This is a genomic window from Ekhidna sp., assembly GCF_965227465.1.
Taxonomy (GTDB): Bacteria; Bacteroidota; Bacteroidia; order Cytophagales; family Cyclobacteriaceae; genus Ekhidna.
In genome coordinates, this window is the sequence record NZ_OZ245746.1 from 1,295,195 (window position 1) to 1,312,607 (window position 17,413).

At 39.8% G+C, this 17,413-nt stretch carries 15 protein-coding genes; 10 read left to right on the top strand and 5 right to left on the bottom strand.

Annotated features, from left to right (window positions below):
• The first annotated feature begins 16 nt into the window (after positions 1 to 16).
• The 3 genes from ccoG to ACO05G_RS05840 all read left to right on the top strand — a co-directional run bounded on the left by ccoG (position 17) and on the right by ACO05G_RS05840 (position 2,829).
• Complete coding sequence (ccoG, locus tag ACO05G_RS05830; RefSeq protein WP_421765113.1) at positions 17 to 1,444, top strand: cytochrome c oxidase accessory protein CcoG; 1,428 nt, start codon at positions 17 to 19, stop codon at positions 1,442 to 1,444.
• A 285-nt stretch (positions 1,445 to 1,729) separates the two neighbouring features.
• Positions 1,730 to 2,152 carry a FixH family protein gene (locus ACO05G_RS05835; protein ID WP_421765114.1) on the top strand — a complete coding sequence of 141 codons (423 nt, stop codon included), beginning with the start codon at positions 1,730 to 1,732 and terminating at the stop codon, positions 2,150 to 2,152.
• Entirely contained in the window at positions 2,149 to 2,829 is a 681-nt protein-coding gene (locus ACO05G_RS05840; RefSeq protein ID WP_421765115.1) for a sulfite exporter TauE/SafE family protein, read from the top strand. The genes ACO05G_RS05835 and ACO05G_RS05840 overlap by 4 nt, the downstream gene beginning before the upstream one ends.
• Positions 2,830 to 3,071: 242 nt before the next feature.
• Here the strand turns inward: ACO05G_RS05840 and ACO05G_RS05845 are convergent, their stop codons facing one another.
• On the bottom strand, positions 3,072 to 3,719 hold the full coding sequence (locus ACO05G_RS05845) for a hypothetical protein (protein WP_421765116.1): 648 nt from the start codon (positions 3,717 to 3,719) through the stop codon (positions 3,072 to 3,074).
• 417 nt (positions 3,720 to 4,136) lie between these two features.
• Between ACO05G_RS05845 and ACO05G_RS05850 the strand changes: the two genes are divergently transcribed.
• Both ACO05G_RS05850 and ACO05G_RS05855 read left to right on the top strand, forming a co-directional pair.
• A complete protein-coding gene (locus ACO05G_RS05850) occupies positions 4,137 to 4,514 on the top strand; it encodes a nuclear transport factor 2 family protein (protein ID WP_421765117.1) in 378 nt (125 codons plus the stop codon).
• A 638-nt stretch (positions 4,515 to 5,152) separates the two neighbouring features.
• Positions 5,153 to 5,455, top strand: a complete 303-nt coding sequence (locus ACO05G_RS05855) for a type II toxin-antitoxin system RelE/ParE family toxin (protein WP_421765118.1) — start codon at positions 5,153 to 5,155, stop codon at positions 5,453 to 5,455.
• A 483-nt stretch (positions 5,456 to 5,938) separates the two neighbouring features.
• Here the strand turns inward: ACO05G_RS05855 and ACO05G_RS05860 are convergent, their stop codons facing one another.
• The 4 genes from ACO05G_RS05860 to ACO05G_RS05875 form a co-directional block, all read right to left on the bottom strand.
• The gene (locus ACO05G_RS05860; RefSeq protein ID WP_421765119.1) at positions 5,939 to 7,909 is read right to left on the bottom strand and encodes an MBG domain-containing protein; all 1,971 of its coding nucleotides are present in this window, start codon (positions 7,907 to 7,909) and stop codon (positions 5,939 to 5,941) included.
• Entirely contained in the window at positions 7,842 to 9,620 is a 1,779-nt protein-coding gene (locus ACO05G_RS05865) for an FG-GAP-like repeat-containing protein (RefSeq protein ID WP_421765120.1), read from the bottom strand. The genes ACO05G_RS05860 and ACO05G_RS05865 overlap by 68 nt, the downstream gene beginning before the upstream one ends.
• A 127-nt stretch (positions 9,621 to 9,747) precedes the next feature.
• Positions 9,748 to 12,585 (bottom strand): tetratricopeptide repeat protein, encoded by a 2,838-nt coding sequence (locus tag ACO05G_RS05870; RefSeq protein ID WP_421765121.1) that lies wholly within the window; start codon positions 12,583 to 12,585, stop codon positions 9,748 to 9,750.
• Positions 12,586 to 13,005: 420 nt separating this feature from the next.
• Positions 13,006 to 13,392 (bottom strand): hypothetical protein, encoded by a 387-nt coding sequence (locus tag ACO05G_RS05875; protein WP_421765122.1) that lies wholly within the window; start codon positions 13,390 to 13,392, stop codon positions 13,006 to 13,008.
• A 240-nt stretch (positions 13,393 to 13,632) separates the two neighbouring features.
• Between ACO05G_RS05875 and ACO05G_RS05880 the strand changes: the two genes are divergently transcribed.
• From ACO05G_RS05880 to ACO05G_RS05900, 5 genes are all read left to right on the top strand, one after another.
• On the top strand, positions 13,633 to 14,220 hold the full coding sequence (locus ACO05G_RS05880; RefSeq protein WP_421765123.1) for a TIR domain-containing protein: 588 nt from the start codon (positions 13,633 to 13,635) through the stop codon (positions 14,218 to 14,220).
• A gap of 2 nt (positions 14,221 to 14,222) precedes the next feature.
• Positions 14,223 to 14,621 (top strand): hypothetical protein, encoded by a 399-nt coding sequence (locus ACO05G_RS05885; protein ID WP_421765124.1) that lies wholly within the window; start codon positions 14,223 to 14,225, stop codon positions 14,619 to 14,621.
• Between the two features lie 5 nt (positions 14,622 to 14,626).
• A complete protein-coding gene (locus ACO05G_RS05890; RefSeq protein WP_421765125.1) occupies positions 14,627 to 15,202 on the top strand; it encodes a TIR domain-containing protein in 576 nt (191 codons plus the stop codon).
• 12 nt (positions 15,203 to 15,214) lie between these two features.
• The gene (locus ACO05G_RS05895; RefSeq protein WP_421765126.1) at positions 15,215 to 16,300 is read left to right on the top strand and encodes a toll/interleukin-1 receptor domain-containing protein; all 1,086 of its coding nucleotides are present in this window, start codon (positions 15,215 to 15,217) and stop codon (positions 16,298 to 16,300) included.
• Between the two features lie 172 nt (positions 16,301 to 16,472).
• Positions 16,473 to 17,174, top strand: a complete 702-nt coding sequence (locus ACO05G_RS05900) for a hypothetical protein (protein WP_421765127.1) — start codon at positions 16,473 to 16,475, stop codon at positions 17,172 to 17,174.
• The last annotated feature ends 239 nt before the right edge of the window (positions 17,175 to 17,413 follow it).

Consider the following 17,413-nt stretch of genomic DNA (forward strand, 5'->3'; position numbering starts at 1 on the left):
GGGTGGCTTTCGGATAATGGCAGATGTAAAAGACATATATCAGGAGCAGGAAGTTGCGGAGGAGACCTTCAGAGATCATCTGTCCACAGTTGATAAAGAAGGAAAACGTGTGTGGGTCTACCCCAAAAAACCAAAAGGCAGATTTACAAATTATCGTTCCCTCATCGGCTATTTATTGCTCCTGTTTTTATTAGGGGCGCCATTCATCAAGGTGGATGGTCAGCCATTTTTGTTATTCAATATTTTCGAAAGGAAGTTCATCATTTTTGGCCAGGTATTCTGGCCTCAGGATTTTTTCCTGTTTGTCATAGGGATGCTCGCATCTCTGGTCTTTATCATTCTGTTTACGGTTGTTTTTGGGCGTATTTTTTGCGGATGGATTTGTCCGCAAACCATATTCATGGAAGGTGTTTTTCGCCAAATTGAGTATTGGATTGAGGGAGACTACATGGCGCAGAAGAAGCTTGACAAGCTACCGTGGAATAAGGAGAAGATTACCAAGAAGTCCGTCAAGCATACCTTATTTGTTCTTGTTAGTGTTATCATCATGCACACCTTCATGGCATACCTGGTCGGTGTAAATGAGGTTTGGAATATCATCCAGGGTGGTCCAGGAGAAAATACCGGAGGCTTCATCGCAATGGTTGTATTTACCGGACTTTTCTATGGAGTCTTCAGTCAGATGCGAGAGCAGGTTTGTACCACCATCTGTCCCTACGGAAGACTTCAGGGTGTATTGCTGGATAAGCAAAGTGTAGTGGTAGCCTATGACCATGTACGTGGGGAGGAGAGAGGTAAGTTCAGAAAAGATGAGAACCGAGAGGAGTTAGGGAAAGGGGATTGTATTGATTGTAAACAATGTGTGTTCGTGTGCCCAACGGGCATAGATATACGAAATGGGACACAGCTTGAATGTGTGAATTGCACGGCTTGTATTGATGCGTGTGACTCCATCATGGATCGAATTGGTAAGCCAAGAGGCCTGGTACGCTATGCGTCGGAGGAGAATATCGCCGAGAAGAAACCATTCCAATTCACGAGCCGAATGAAAGCTTACTCGGGAGTGCTGATTGCGTTGATGGGGGTACTGATTACATTATTACTCATTCGATCAGATTTTGAAACTACGATATTGAGAACTCCAGGCATCCTGTATCAGGAGCGAGAAGACGGCATGATTACCAACCTGTATCAGGTGAAAATGGTGAACAAAACCAATAATGCCATGGATGTGCGGTTTGAATTGTTGACACCAAATGGACAAATTGAAATGGTAGGTGGAGAAATCGACCTGGAAGAGCAGGGGATAGGTGAAGGAGCATTCTTTGTAATCATAGATCCATCCATGATCACAAAAATGAGCACCATGATTTCCATAGGCGTGTATTCCGGAGATGAATTGGTTGAGACGGTAGAAACAAAATTCTTAGGACCAACGAACTAATAAATTAGAAATTGAGAATTGAAAATGAATAATTGAGAATGAGTGTGAGACGAATTTTGAGTTTTACTTAGAGTAAGAAGTCAATGGAAAATTTATAACATTGATTCGTTTAGGAGGGAGGGAATGAAGATTTGGCGCGGTGGAGATGGCTTTGTGGGAAAAGGCTTTAAAATCTTCTTGACTTTTTTGTCACTTTTTTCGTCAAGGAAAAAAGTGAGGCAAGGTTGGAGTTGAAGATGCTAGTGAGTGAAAGAACAGTATAGCTAAAAATTAAATAATTAGAACATGAACTGGGGACATAAAATAGTAATCGCATTCGTACTCTTTGCAGCATTCATAGGGTACATGGTAGTGAGGGCGTTTCAGGAAGACTTTGACCTGGTGGCAGAAGACTATTATGCACAAGAGATCAATTATCAGCAAAAATTGAACAAGCTGTCCAATACGGCTGAAGCTGGAAAAAGCGTACTTGTGAAACAAAAGGGAGGAGAAGTGATACTGACTTTTCCAGATAAAGTGGCCACAGGCAATATTCACTTTTATCATCCCTCTCGAAAGATATTTGATCGCACATTTAAGATCGCGCTAACCGATCAGGTGCAAAAAATTAAACGCTCTGAACTAGTAGCCGGCAACTATCGGGTGAATATCACCTGGAATACGGACGATCAGGATTTTTATCAGCAATCAACCATTTACATTCAATGATTGGAGCATTCATCATCGGTCTGTTTGGGAGTCTGCACTGCGTAGGTATGTGTGGCCCGGTGATGCTTGCGTTTATGGGACCAAAACAATCCAAATCAGGATTCATGCTTTACCACTTGGGTAGAATCTTAACCTATGTACTCATCGGTACGTTGCTGGGTTTAATTGGAGCAACAGTGGCGTTATTTCAAGTGCAAAAGGTTATGGTTTTTATACTGGGTTTTGGCCTATTACTCCTTTACGGTATTCCATCGATTCGACACAGCCTGGAGCGGTTTTACTATGAATCCAGATTCTATCAAGTCTTGAAATCTTTCATGTCCAGAAACCTCTCAATGCGAAAACGTTGGTTTTTGAGTGGGGTGGCAAATGGATTTTTCCCCTGCGGTCTAACGTATGTTGCTGCGGCAGGATCGGTGGCACTCGCAAACCCATTCGAAGGAGCTGTATTTATGGTGCTATTTGGATTAGGTACCTTACCTGCTTTGATTACACTATCATTTGCTGGAAATATCTTTTCACAAAAACTAAAATCACTTATTCCGAGATCGGTTTCTATTATCGCCATTCTTTCCGGATCGCTACTTATTTTGAGAGGTCTGCTTACGACTTTCCCCCAATTCAATCAACTGGTGCAAGCCAATGCTGCTGGTTTGATTACGGTTTGTGGGTTATAGATGGGCCGTCATGCTGAGAATTTTAGGATCACTGTTTGAGTAAGCCTCGCGCTACTACAACCTGCTAGAATTAGGACTCCTTGATGGTTACCTAAGTGAAGCAGCAGCTCAAGCCTTCCCAATATCGTACGATCCATGCGCTTGGACGCTGCTAAAACTCAAAATCTAATTAAGTCATTCAGTAAGGTTATCAAGCAATATTTATCTGAATGCTCATAACAACAGATTTTTGTTAAGGTTGGTTACTCTCCGATCAAAATAGGAGGGCCCTCAGACTCAACTACCACATAAGTTTGCGGTATCCATGGAGTACTTATACAACCATCATCAGTCGCACGAATCCTGATTTCTGTAGTTTGGGCGTTTCCATTGGGTTTAACCCAAAAGGTTGTTCCTCCAGAAGCCATCACTTGTCCTCCTGTAATCTGTACTTCCCAGTGGTCGTAGCTATTTGGATCAATACCTGGAGGCTGGCCTAAAATGACAAACATGGTGAAATCACCATCTGGAATAGTTTGGGAGCCAGGATTTCCCACCTGGTCCATGTAGATATTTAGAACAGGGACCCCAACCTGAACATTTTTACTTGTGTTAGTTAACAAGCCAAGAAAGGAATAATTTAAATATACCGTACTGCTCGGGACCGCTCGTGTATCTTTTCTTTTCAGCGTGATAAAGTCATGGCCGTCTCCACCAGCTATTGAATAAAAATCTGATTCGTTAAAGGTCCATGTAAATGGTTCTTGATTATAAAATTCATCGAATCCCCATATTTCCACGGTAAATGTCCCTTCATCACAAATCATGTCAGGTCCCGTAATAAAGGGTTGACTGTAGGTAGTTAGTTGACTGAAGACAAGTATCACAATTATAAAAAATCCTTTTTTCATAGCAATAAAATTTAATTCGTATTTAGTATAAGTGCCAACATATTAAAAAGGTAAACTTTTCATTTAAAGAGAAAACCTTAACCAGAATAGAAAATAGAATTGGGGCAGGATTTGAGGGTACTCAACCAACAAATCGTTTTTTCCGAACACAACTAATTTTATTGTATGGGAATCAATAAAACTTAATAAACGGACATTTGAATAGACCTTAAATTATGATTTTTTCGAAATCTCCAAAATCCTTTAATTTTCCAAACCACAATCCCGTTATTAAAATTAACTTTTGCACGGGTTTAACGATCGTATTTTCGAAACAAGAGTTAGGTATTATCTTTAGCCACCATATAAATTAGATATAGTGCATAGATGTGCTATATCCGGATGTTGGCAATAATTGAATCTAGAAATTAAACGAACATGAACTTGGATAAAAATAAGGAGAACGCAATAGCGTTTTACAGAGCTGCGTACGAAGGAAATCCAAAGCAAGCTATTGATCTCTATGTAGGTGAACAGTATATCCAGCATAACCCAGATGTAGCAGATGGACTACCGGGCTTTATTAATTATTTTGACAGAATGAAAGAAGAGTATCCTGATAAAACTATTGAGTTTGTAAGATGCATAGCTGAAGGTGATTTAGTTGCTTTGCACACACATCAAATTTGGCCGGGTAACGACCAATATGTTACGATGGACTTTTTCCGTTTTGACAAGAATGGTAAAATCTGCGAACACTGGGATTCAATTCAACAAATTCCGGAAAAATCAGCAAATCCAAATACCATGTACTGAAAAATTGAAAACTATTGCCAACAAACTGTATGAAGGCATGTGTTTACTTGCTTTTTATAAAGTGCATCGGCACTTGACCGTGAGTCTGCCACCGAGAGAAGTTTGTAGCATTTGGATACTTCATCTTGCGGGAGTTTTCACTTTCTCAACGCAGTGCATTCTACCAACTTTGGAAGCACCGGCAGACTTCACTATTTTAGTGCCGTCCACAAAGTGAGAGCACACACCTCATACATGGGCGTTAATAGTCACACCTCTTTTTCATGGTTTTATCAAAGACTCTAATACGGAGGTATAATGATCGTTTTTTCGAAACAAGAGTTAGGTATTATCTTTAGCCACCATATAAGCTAGATATAGTGCATAAATGTGCACTATATCCGGATGTTCACATCCATTGACTGCATGTAGCAAATTTCGTATCTTTACAGTATGACGATTGAACAACGTAAACTGGAGCTAATTACTTGGATAACCTCAATCCAAAGTGAAGACGTCATTAACCGCATTGAGAATTTTAAGAAAAACCCAAATTCTGAGATTCCTGACACAATTCTAGAACTCTTACGCGAATCTAGTTCTGCCGAACAAGAAGATTGCATAGAACACACAAGTGCTCGCGAACTACTTGGTCGTAAATGAAAACAGTTTGGACACCTCTAGGACTTAAATCACTAGACAAAACAACTAAATTCATTGAGGAACAGTGGAACGAGGATGTTTTGGATAACTTTCTCGATCGGCTTGACGAACGAATTGAACAACTAAAAAAGAACCCGAAAATTGGACCAACGTACGAACAGACAGAATTTCGCCAACTCCTAATTCATCCTTTGGTAACGCTCTATTACGAACTCAAAACTGAATACATAAGTTTAACTCTTGTCTGGGCTAATAAACAAGATCCTGAAGAACTTCGAGAACAATTAAAACAGATGTGAACAAACGATATAGCGCATGGCCTTGCTTAGCCAACTGCCAAGTGCCTGCTAAACATCCCGCTTATCTGCCGCCAAGAAACTGAAGTGCATTCTACTATCTTCCGCTCGTGGGAGATTTTTATCTGTGTTGGCGCAGTGCGTACTTAATACTTTGAATGCACCGGCAGATAAGCTACTTTTATCGGAATTAAAAAAGCTCGGAGGCCACAGCGCCATATCTGGGCGTTAACAGTCCTATCTACTATTGATGTCTCAAACAGTCGTTTCTTGAACTCAAAGGATAATTTCTTTTTACTCAGAGTCCACCACGCTATTGCCTATCCAATGGTGACTCTGAGGGAGAAAAAAGTAGGGGAATATGGGATGTAGAACACATAATGAAATGCGCTCTCTCATGATGAGATTGATTAATAGGTCTAAATAAAAAAAACAGCTCCAAACTTGGAGCCGCTTTTGGATCTGCCTTAGCAAATGCCTCCTTAGTTACTTTTTCACAAACCTTTTTTTTATTAAGACAACACCGTTTTTGTCTTGTAATGACAAAATGTAAATGCCAGCTCTCAAATCAGAGACATCTATTCTCGGTTTTATGTCAGTAGAAAATAACTTTCTACCTTCTAAATCAAGAACTTCTACTTTTCGGACATAGGGTGACTCTATCACCAGATAATCTTCGACCGGATTAGGAAATATCAGGATCGCTTCATCATATGTAACACTCAGCACCTCACTAATTGTTAATATACCGTTTATCAATGTCAGTAGATAGTTGTTGTCCACCCCGCCGCTCAAAGTGATCTCATACATTCCCGGAGGACTCATCGAGCTTGCACCTGTGGTGATGGATGGGAGATCGTCGATCACATTAATTTCATCTCCATTGACAAAGCCCGAGCTAGAGAATGTCAATGTTGGAACAACTTCGCCTTCGTTCATTATCTTATCGTCAGCCGTAATCATCAAGTCAGCTTTTGTGATTATCAATATTCCATCTATTCGATCGAATGTGTAGTTATTGGCAGACCCATTGGAGACTGTAATGGCATAAGAGCCTACATCGCTGGCTGAGGTGGCATTGGTAGCAATTGTTGGTGCAGATAATAATGTGTTTTCATCCTCTCCATTTACAAATCCTGAGTAGGTGAATGTAAGGGTTGGTAAAGCGTCACCATAGGTGATGGTCTGATCTTCCGCTGTGGCAGTGAGGGTGGCTTTGTTTATCAGAAGGGTTCCATTTACCAAATTGAGCATATAGTTAGTAGCCATGCCACCATCAAGCGATATTTCGTAGCTTCCTGCGTCGCTACCTGCGGTCGCGGTAGTGCTGGCAACTGGCTCGGCGGTGAGTGCTGTCACATCCTCTCCATTTACAAATCCTGAGTAAGAGAATGTAAGGGTTGGTAAAGCGTCACCATAGGTGATGGTCTGATCTTCCGCTGTGGCGGTGAGTATGGCTTTGTTTATCAGGAGGGTTCCGTTAACCAAATTGAGCATATAGTTAGTAGCCATGCCACCATTAAGCGATATTTCGTAGCTTCCTGCGTCGCTACTACCTGCGGTCGCGGTAGTGCTGGCAACTGGCTCAGCGGTGAGTGCTGTCACATCTTCTCCATCTACAAATCCTGAGTAGGTGAATGTAAGGGTTGGTAAAGCGTCACCATAGGTGATGGTCTGATCTTCTGCAGTGGCGGTGAGTGTGGCTTTGTTTATCAGGAGGGTTCCGTTTACCAAATTGAGCATATAGTTAGTAGCTATGCCTCCATCAAGTGATATTTCGTAGTTTCCTGCGTCGCTACCTGCGGTCGCGGTAGTGCTGGCAACTGGCTCAGCGGTGAGTGCTGTCACATCTTCTCCATTTACAAATCCTGAGTAAGTGAGTGTAAGGGTTGGTAAAGCGTCACCATAGGTGATGGTCTGATCTTCCGCTGTGGCGGTGAGGGTGGCTTTGTTTATCAGCAGGGTTCCGTTTACCAAATTGAGCATATAGTTGGTAGCCATGCCTCCATCAAGCAATATTTCATAGCTTCCTGCGTCGCTACCTGCGGTCGCGGTAGTGCTGGCAACTGGCTCAGCGGTGAGTGCTGTCACATCTTCTCCATTTACAAATCCTGAGTAAGAGAATGTAAGGGTTGGTAAAGCGTCACCATAGGTGATGGTCTGATCTTCCGCGGTGGCGGTGAGGGTAGCTTTGTTTATCAGGAGGGTTCCGTTTACCAAATTGAGCATATAGTTAGTAGCTATGCCTCCATCAAGCAATATTTCATAGCTTCCTGCGTCGCTACTACCTGCGGTCGCGGTAGTGCTGGCAACTGGCTCAGCGGTGAGTGCTGTCACATCTTCTCCATTTACAAATCCTGAGTAGGTGAATGTAAGGGTTGGTAAAGCGTCACCATAGGTGATGGTCTGATCTTCCGCTGTGGCGGTGAGGGTAGCTTTGTTTATCAGCGTCACCATAGGTGATAGTCTGATCTTCCGCAGTGGCAGTGAGTGTGGCTTTGTTTATCAAGAGGGTTCCGTTTACCAAATTGAGCATATAGTTAGTAGCCATGCCTCCATCAAGCGATATTTCATAGCTTCCTGCATCGCTACTACCTGCGGTGGCGGTAGTGCTGATAACTGGCTCAGCGGTAAGTGCTGTTGCATCCTCTCCATTTACAAATCCTGAGTAAGTGAATGTAAGGGTTGGTAAAGCGTCACCATAGGTGATAGTCTGATCTTCTGCAGTGGCAGTGAGGGTAGCTGGCATGACATTGAAGGTCTGTTCTACCGTTGTTGCCGGATTATAATTACTGTCTCCGGACTGACTGGCAGCTACTTTCACCATCCCTACACCGGTGATGGTCACTGTACTTCCTAAGATTGTAGCCGGCCCATCCACAATTTCATAACTGATGGAAAGACCCGAAGTGGATACTGCATTCAAGTCAAATACATCACCATACTGTTTATCTGCAATGGCATCAAAAGTAATTACCTGACCATCTTTCAGTACATTTTCATGCACTTCCGTAAGATCTACAGCGAAGGTCTCATCCAGCCCACTTATCAATACATCAGGATCATTATCACCATCATAATCCCCCCATAAAGCAAAGCCCCAAACCGGTGGAATATTGGCTAGCACATCAACAAAGACACCACCGTCATTGCGAAATAACTTAGTGGAAGGCCCGAAGGTTTCTCCACTAATACCACTAATGAGAATATCTAAGTCACCATCGGTATCATAATCTTCCCAGCTAATTGAGCCTATTCCTGAAAAAGAGCCAATACCATTATTTCCGAAATTGGCGGCAATATCTGTAAACACTCCATTGTCGTTCTCCAAAACAGCAGTTTCGAAAGTTCCATCGATTTTTTGGCCCATTATGGCAATGTCCAAATCCATATCATTGTCATAATCGCCCCAATCAGCATCACTAAAAAATACTCCGGGTAAACTAATTCCAGAATCCTTAAATACGCCATCATCGTTCCGAAGTATAACTGTAAGTGCCGCATCAAAAGTTGGTGTAAAGCCTAGTCCAGTTATCAGAAGATCCAAATCCATATCATTATCATAATCACCCCAACTAACAGAGCCATGCTGAGAATCCGAGTTAGCATCAAGCTCTGTTATAGCTTCAGAAAAAACACCGTCATCATTCCTATAAATTCTGAGTGAATCCGCACCTGTATCAGCCAGACCAAGAACAGCCAGATCAAGGTCAAGGTCGCCATCGAAATCTCCCCATCGTGTTTTCCCGCTGTTGACACCCAATAGTGGTGCACCAATGTCTACAAAAGCACCGTCATCGTTTCTGTAAATGGCAGTTATTGAATTAAATGGTGGACTTGCCTCATTCAAGTTGCCAGAAACCACCAAATCAAGATCTTGATCATTGTCATAATCTCCCCACATCACCGAACCAAATCGAACTCCGGGCAGACCCGCATTTATATCTACGAAAACACCATCATCATTTCTATAGATTATTGTAAACAGATTTCCATTGTTTCCACTAATGACAAGATCCAAATCTCCATCATTATCATAATCTCCCCAATCTGCAGAACTCTCATTTACTGTCAGCAGCGAATCGGAGAGGGGTTCATTTTTTACAAATTGAGAAAAAACGGAGAGTGATAAAAAACTGAGAAGAAGAATACCTAAATACCTCACCATAAAATTGTATTGTTTATCTGGATTGAATCCATTGCTTAATCAATACAAGGTTATAGGTCTGCTGCTATGAAAAAGTACAATTTTGTCGCAAAAAGATACAATCTTGTCGCATAACCAACACAAGGATCTACAACTCCTTGGGTACTTCTCCTGGTGAATGTCCAAACTGATCACTGAAGCATTTGGAGAAATAGTTTGGACTGGTGAATCCGGTCATATAAGCTATTTCAGCAACCGTACCGGCATTATTTTTCAGTAAGTCCATGGCCCGATTGAGTCTCATGTTTCTGATGAATTTACTTGGTGTTTGCCCAATGATGGCCTGTAATTTTCTATGGATCTGACTTCTGCTCATCCCCATTTCACGCCCCAATTCCTCTACGCCAAAAGAACTGTTGGCTATATTTTCTTCAACCAAAGCCAAGAGTTTCTGCACGAAAAGCTGATCGACAGATGAAATGGTGATATCTGCCGGTTTTAACATAACTGAATTACTAAAGCGTTCTTTTAGCTTTTCCCGGCTCTTCACCAAATTTAATATTCTGCTAAGAAGTTCTTTGCGTTCAAAAGGCTTGCTAATGAAGTCGTCTGCTTCGACTTCAAGACCCTTTAGTTTGCTCTCACTGTCCGCCTTGGCAGTGAGCATTATGATGGGAATATGACTCGTTTTTTCATTCTGCTTTAAATGCTTTACTACCTCGTACCCGTCCATCTCTGACATCATAATGTCTGTGACAACTAGATTTGGCAATGCTGCCTCAGCTTTCGCTACACCCTCCTTCCCATTGCTTGCTTCTATAATGTGAAGTTCCTGTTTCAGTGACTCTTTGATAAACATGCGAACATCCTTATTATCTTCTATCACTAGTATATTAGGCTTATCTGTCGACATATGCTCAGTGTCGACTGGAAGCGGTTCTGTCTCTTCTACTGCTTGCACTTTTTCTTGTGTGGTCTCTTTTACAAAAACTTCAGGATCTCTCCAGTGATCTTTGCCAGTCGGCAAGGTGATGATGAATGAGCTTCCCTGACCTATCGCACTGTTCACTTCAATCTTGCCATGATGAGATTCAACCAGTTCTTTGACTAATGCCAGGCCGATCCCTGTACTTTTCTGCATTTTGTTTTCAGTATGATAATATGCCTCAAATATCAATCCTTGATGATCGTCTGAAATACCCGCTCCAGTATCAGTGACCTTAATTTCCAGGTCCTTTTTTCCAGGCAAAATGGAAATTTCTACTGAAATCGTATCCGATTCTTGTGTATTCTTAAATGCATTGGAAAGTAAGTTGATAATAACCTTTTCGATACTATCCTCATCGAAGTAGGAAATAATACTCTTTTGATCAGAGTCAAATGTCAGTTTAATCCCTCGGGATATAGCCAGGGACTCGAAAGACATAGTCACACCATTAATAAAGGCAACAATGTCCGCTTCTTTCACCTGTAATCGCAGCTGACCGGAATCCAATTTCGATAGATCTAATAGTTGATTCACTTGATTCAGCAACCTGCTCGCATTTTTTTTCATCATGTTCAGATACATATGCGAAGGCTTATCCTCAAGCTTTTGTTTCAACTCCTCAATCGGTCCCAAAATCAAAGTAAGTGGTGTTCTCAGTTCATGTGAAATATTGGCGAAGAACCGAGACTTCACTCGATCAAGCTCTTTTTCTTTTTCAAGAAGTAACTTATTGCGCTTGTTTCTTTGATTTAATTGATAAAACAACAGCAAACCGAAAGCTATGATAACGGCAATAGCACCTATCAGAATATTTTTACGTAAGTCCGCAATCCTGCTTTCATTTTCCAAGATTGCTATTTGTTGTTCTTTCTTTTCAAGCCCGTATGATAATTCGAGATTGGTAATATCTCTTGTTTTCCTATTGTCAAATAGGCTGTCTTCATACATTTTATGCTCTTTTAAAAAAGTGAAGGCTTCCTGGTACTTTCCTAGCGATTCGTTTACCCTATATAAAAGTTTTGTAGATCTACTAATGAGCCTTTTATTACCTATTTGCTTGGCCTGAATGTATGCTCTATCTGCATAGGGTAGTGCTTCTTTTGCAGCACCTAACAACAGGTAGGTCTCCGCCAGGTTAGTTTGAGAAAGTGCCTGACCATAGCGATCATTGATTTCCAATTGAATAGAGTAGGCCTTGTTTGAATACTTTAATGCACTGTCGTACTGTGCAAGGTTACGGTAGTCCTTCCCCAGGTTGTTGGAAGCGATGGCCATTCCAAATTTCTCTTCTCTTTCGGTGGTCTTTCGAAGTACTTCATAAAAAGTATAGATCGCACTATCGTATGCCCCCAACTCTCCATAGACAAGTCCAATATTATTCAGGACTCTGATCATCCCCATTTCATAATTGATTGACTGGCTGGTGCTAAAGGCCTTTTGAAAATAATACATTGACTTTTCAAAGTCATCTTCTATTCTGTAAAGCTCTCCGAGGTTATTATAAGAATTGAAAACAGACCTCTTGTCTCCAATCTCCTCGAGAATCTTCACTCCATCAAGATAATGTGACATGGCACGTACATACTGACCAACAGACTCATATACCTCCCCCATTCCATTGAGTGATTTTGCCTCTCCTTCTCGATCAGCAATGGATCGATAAAGCTCTAACGCACGCTGATAGTGATCTAACCCTTTATCGTATTCTGATTTGAAGGTATAAAACCTCCCTTTCAACAAATTAGACCCGGCCATTCCCAATTTATAATCGACATCAATGGATTTCTTTAGGGCCACAGTAGCAAGCGAGTCTGCCTTCTCAACATCATTTATACCGTAGGATTTAGAAGCACTAAGCAATAACCTGATTCTGGTGGTATCGGTATCGGCTGATGATAATTTTTGATATAGACTATCTCTCAAATCAGTCTGACCCCATGTTGGAAGAGATATGAAGGTCACTAACATTAGATTCGCAATAGAGTATTTGACTCTCATGATAATGGGTTTGGCCCAGGCAAATGCCAGTGCCTAACAAAGTAAGCAACTTTTTTAGTTATCGGAATCTGTCATTGAGATAACCTGAGTGGTTTTTTGAGAGGGCTGCTAACTACTTTCCCCCAATTCAATCAGCTGGTGTAAGCCAACGCTGCTGGTTTGATCACAGTTTGTGGCTTGTAGGTCAACTGTCATGCTGAAAGAAGCGAAGCATCCGTGGGACGAGAATTCTTCGTTTTATAATACTAACTGTGATTTAGAAGAACTGGCTAACAAGGTGAATCACGATTGCTACAATTCCCAAAATAATCAGGGCCTTAAATTCAGCAACTATTGAAATCTTATACCATCGTGTCAACGTGTTGAATAGGTTTTTCATGCTAAGCTTTTCTATAGTAACGAACATCTGTAACGTTCGTTTTATGAGACAATGAATTCAGTAAAAAACAATTTGAATATCAAAAAAACGGTCAAAGCTGATACACCAATAAGATGAACATATCCAATAATTCTTGTATTCATATTATCACCTTTGATTCTATTTTCGATTGTTACATTGATTTGACCCCAAATTAATGAAAGAACTAATCCAATTGGGTACATGTAAATCGCTTTACCTTCTCCAAGCTTGAATGCTTGAATGAAGATGAATAAAGCTCCTCCAAACGCAAGTCCAATAGAAGAAGTAATCACAGTAACAAAGTCGTTTCCTTTTGATATGGTGTTGAGACCATAATTAGTCAAACCTCCAATAAATGTGCCGAGACTCAACATAGAGATATAAATTAGATTGGTTTCGAAGTACATTATTGATTCGTTTATTAGGTATATGTAATCTAATAAATCCAGTTTTTTAAATCAAAAGTTGCATAAACCATTTAATCAAACTACTTAACCCCTCTCTTCTTTGGTACTGATATAAGGTCGAATCGTTTTTTCGAAACAAGAGTTAGGTATTATCTTTAGCCACCATATAAGCTAGATATAGTGCACATTTATGCACTATATCCGGATGTTAGCAGAAATACTCATCCTAAAGACTAATCCATGAGTATAATTACCAGATCGGAACTTAGAGGATATAGAAATCTTCATCGAACGTTTGAAAAAGGAGTTAAGGACAGTCTTAACGAGTGGAGCGAAAAGACAAAAACTGATAAGGTAACTGTTTTCCTTTCGCATAAACATGATGAAGTTGAAGAATTAGATGGAGCAATAACTCTACTTAACAACCTTGGGGTCCAGGTATATGTTGACTGGCAAGATGATGAGATGCCTAAAAATACCAATGGGGCAACAGCTAGAATTATAAAAAGAAAAATTAGAGAAAACCGCAAATTTATTTTGCTAGCCACAGAAGCAGCTATTGAATCAAAATGGTGTAACTGGGAACTTGGCTATGGCGACTCTCAAAAATACCTTGAACATATTGCGGTATTTCCAATTAGAAATACATACAATTTGGATTACTCCGGGAATGAATATTTGGCAATTTATCCCTCTATTGAATGGAGAGACGGAACAACAACAAACAAAGCCGGAAGTCAAATACCAAAGGGATACTACGTTTTTGAACCCCCAGATAGTGATGGGAGCAGAACTTATGTATCTTTAAATTCATGGTTAACGAATTAGCAATGGAAAACAAAATAAAACATCTCGAGTTTCTTCAGCTAGTTATCACTAGGATGAATGTTAATTCCTTTTTGCTGAAAGGTTGGTCTGTGACTTTAGTAGCAGCACTTTTTGCATTTGCAGCTAAAGATACCAACATTGAATATGTTCTGATCACTTATATCTCAACACCATTATTTTGGTTTTTAGATGGCTACTATTTGAGCCAAGAAAGACAGTATCGAGGATTATTCAACCACATTCGAACTCTAAGTGAAGATGCCATCGACTTTGACATGAACACAAAGGATTACAACAAAAATGAGAACCGGTGGTTTCCAAGCGTATTTTCGTTGACCCTCTTGATGTTCTATGGAGCACTGATGGGTATTACATTAATTGTAATGTTCGTAATCAACTAATTATAATGGCCAAAAGAGTTTTTTTTAGTTTTCATTATCAGGATATCATTGACTTCCGAGCTAATGTTGTTCGAAATCATTGGAAGCTAAAACCAGATCGGGAATCTGCAGGCTATTTTGATGCTTCAATTTGGGAGAAAGCAAAGAAAGAAGGAGATATTGGCTTAAAAAGACTTATCAATGGGTCACTCAAAAATACTTCTAACACATGCATACTAATAGGTTCAGACACTTTTAATAGAAAATGGGTCAGCTATGAAATAATGAAAAGCATGTCAGTAGGTAATCACATATTTGGTGTACACATTAATTGTATAAAAGGAAAGGATGGCAAGACTAAAACCAAAGGTCCTAATCCACTTTACTATCTTGGTTACTCGTACTCCAAAGATGGAAAAAAACTTAACCTACATGACTATGTAAATGGTAAGTGGATTAAATATCCGGATTTAGATAGTTACTCAATCAATCAAGTTGACGAAAAATATAGAAACAAAATTTATAGGCTTTCATCAGACTACCCTGTTTATGACTGGAATGATGATAAGGGATATAACAAATTCTCAGAGTGGGTGAAGTAAAGTTCCCAATGTATGTTAAAAGCTAAGTATAAGGACATAATAGATGATTTAGATATAAAGATTGGCAAGATCACGTACGAAGTATATCTAGGAGCTGACATTTATTTTAGGAAGAATGACAAAAACCTTTGGGACATACAGATATATAAGAGAACGCAGGGAACTTCTTTAGAAAAGTATATGCTCGTTTCTGCGTTCGTGTCAATAAAAAGAAAAGAAAAGAAATGGTTTAAAGATGAAACAGAACCACTTTCGGTTATCGGAGATCAAATTCTAAAGGAGCTTCGAATTGAAAAGTCTGATAAAGCAGAAAGTGTAGTTTGTGACATTATTGAAGGCTTGCGCTATGCATTTGAAGTCGATTTGATCTTACGTGAACAATACCTATCGCACGATGACCTTCGTGAGCTAATAAAGTATTACCAGCAAGTTTCAATTATTCAGAACATGCTATACCAATTCTTTGCTGGTATATCTGCACTCAGGTTAAATGGTGGTGATACTTCAATTTTCCATGACAACATTATCAAAAAGAAAGTTTATAACGCTTTTGAAATCATTGATATCCATGAAACTTGCCTGAATGAGAAATCAATAACGAAAGCTGCGGTTAAGGACATTTTTAATCTTTTGTATCCAGAACTATACGATCAATTGAAAATAATGGAAATCAATTCATCTCTTGGTGTCATTCAGGAATATGATCTAGCCCTTTCTTTTGCTGGTGAAGAAAGATCGATAGCCAAAAAAATTGCCGATGAACTCACCAAACAACACTATAAAGTATTTTACGATGAATATGAACAGGCCACCCTTTGGGGAAAAGACTTATACACTCACTTAAATGATGTGTATAAATTAAGAGCCAAATATTGCCTCATGATAATTTCCAAGAATTATGCAGAGAAGGTCTGGACAACTCATGAAAGAAAGGCTGCTCAAGCAAAAGCTTTTAGAAATAACCAAGAATATATCCTGCCATTACGAGTGGATGACACTGAAATAGATGGATTAAATGAAACAGTTGGTTACATCGATTTAGAAAAAGTTGGTATTGAAAAAGCTATAGATCTCTTAAAGCAAAAATTGAATTCTTGATAAACTTCTGCTAACAGATACTATCATCCATAAGCTAACTGAGCTATTTGCAAAGGCTGGTGCTATCCGATACTTTTATGGAAATTTGACAAGTCCAGCTTACGGATGATAGTTGGGCGTTATCGGCAATTACTATCTATGACGTGTTTGTTTAACTAAAGACCTAAAAACTATGGAAATATGTATACCCAATGATATTCATTTTAAGGGCATAAAAATCAGGGTCACAACCAACAGTGACTGGAATCAAGTCGCAATTATTTCTTTTCCAGCGAACAGACCAGTGATTATTTACGGAAATGGAGAAAGGTTTGTAAAAACCAATTATGTGCCATGGGACAAAACTGCTAAAATCAAGGTATCAATTGAACACGAACCTATTCCTAATGCTGGATTTTATCCAAGTCCCCATGCGGAAAGAACGTCTTATTTTGATCAAGATACATCAGAGACAGTCATTGTTATCAAATCTGACGATGGAGGTGGAGGACCTCCACCTGATCTAGATTTTGATGATTGTGTGGTTGAGATTCGCATTCCATATTCCAAAGACGATCCTTGTAACTATCATCCAGACCGAAAACTTCCTGAGAAAAAGAAGGAAACAGATCCGGATCTTAGTAAGGATCCTCCAATTGAAAAGAAATGCTTTTTGCAACTTGGAGATGTTGACTCCTTTAAATGGGATGAAACAAATGAAACCGGAACCTTGATCTTAAGAACTGCTGACTCCAAAATAGAATTTAAGATTACAAAGAATACTAAATTTCATCCTAAAGATGGTTGGTTCCCAAATCCTGATGGAGATAGAGTTGAGGTAGAATATTGCGACGCAAATCCTCCTTACGATGCTAATATTGTATCGTTGGCTTAATTGAATTTCAATTATCCCACTATCAGTAATGTAATCTCTTCAATTCAAAGTCCAACTGTTTAATTTTAATAAGCAAATTAAAAGTGTTGGAATCAGTAAACCGGACTAGAGAAATTTATTGTGTAAAAAGCCGATAACAGTCGATATGGCGAATGGCCAACTGAGCTATTTGATGCAGCGGTGTAAACTCACCCGTTTCACTGCCCATTCTGCTGGCATTTGAGCTTTAGGAGACTTCA

Excerpts from the sequence above, each read along its gene's own strand:
- ACO05G_RS05860 (WP_421765119.1), bottom strand. The coding sequence starts at position 7,909 with ATGGTGACGCTGATAAACAAAGCTACCCTCACCGCCACAGCGGAAGAT.
- ACO05G_RS05880 (WP_421765123.1), top strand. The coding sequence starts at position 13,633 with ATGAGTATAATTACCAGATCGGAACTTAGAGGATATAGAAATCTTCAT.
- ACO05G_RS05885 (WP_421765124.1), top strand. The coding sequence starts at position 14,223 with ATGGAAAACAAAATAAAACATCTCGAGTTTCTTCAGCTAGTTATCACT.
- ACO05G_RS05865 (WP_421765120.1), bottom strand. The coding sequence starts at position 9,620 with ATGGTGAGGTATTTAGGTATTCTTCTTCTCAGTTTTTTATCACTCTCC.
- ccoG (WP_421765113.1), top strand. The coding sequence starts at position 17 with ATGGCAGATGTAAAAGACATATATCAGGAGCAGGAAGTTGCGGAGGAG.
- ACO05G_RS05895 (WP_421765126.1), top strand. The coding sequence starts at position 15,215 with ATGTTAAAAGCTAAGTATAAGGACATAATAGATGATTTAGATATAAAG.
- ACO05G_RS05835 (WP_421765114.1), top strand. The coding sequence starts at position 1,730 with ATGAACTGGGGACATAAAATAGTAATCGCATTCGTACTCTTTGCAGCA.
- ACO05G_RS05890 (WP_421765125.1), top strand. The coding sequence starts at position 14,627 with ATGGCCAAAAGAGTTTTTTTTAGTTTTCATTATCAGGATATCATTGAC.
- ACO05G_RS05855 (WP_421765118.1), top strand. The coding sequence starts at position 5,153 with ATGAAAACAGTTTGGACACCTCTAGGACTTAAATCACTAGACAAAACA.
- ACO05G_RS05900 (WP_421765127.1), top strand. The coding sequence starts at position 16,473 with ATGGAAATATGTATACCCAATGATATTCATTTTAAGGGCATAAAAATC.
- ACO05G_RS05870 (WP_421765121.1), bottom strand. The coding sequence starts at position 12,585 with ATGAGAGTCAAATACTCTATTGCGAATCTAATGTTAGTGACCTTCATA.
- ACO05G_RS05850 (WP_421765117.1), top strand. The coding sequence starts at position 4,137 with ATGAACTTGGATAAAAATAAGGAGAACGCAATAGCGTTTTACAGAGCT.
- ACO05G_RS05840 (WP_421765115.1), top strand. The coding sequence starts at position 2,149 with ATGATTGGAGCATTCATCATCGGTCTGTTTGGGAGTCTGCACTGCGTA.
- ACO05G_RS05875 (WP_421765122.1), bottom strand. The coding sequence starts at position 13,392 with ATGTACTTCGAAACCAATCTAATTTATATCTCTATGTTGAGTCTCGGC.
- ACO05G_RS05845 (WP_421765116.1), bottom strand. The coding sequence starts at position 3,719 with ATGAAAAAAGGATTTTTTATAATTGTGATACTTGTCTTCAGTCAACTA.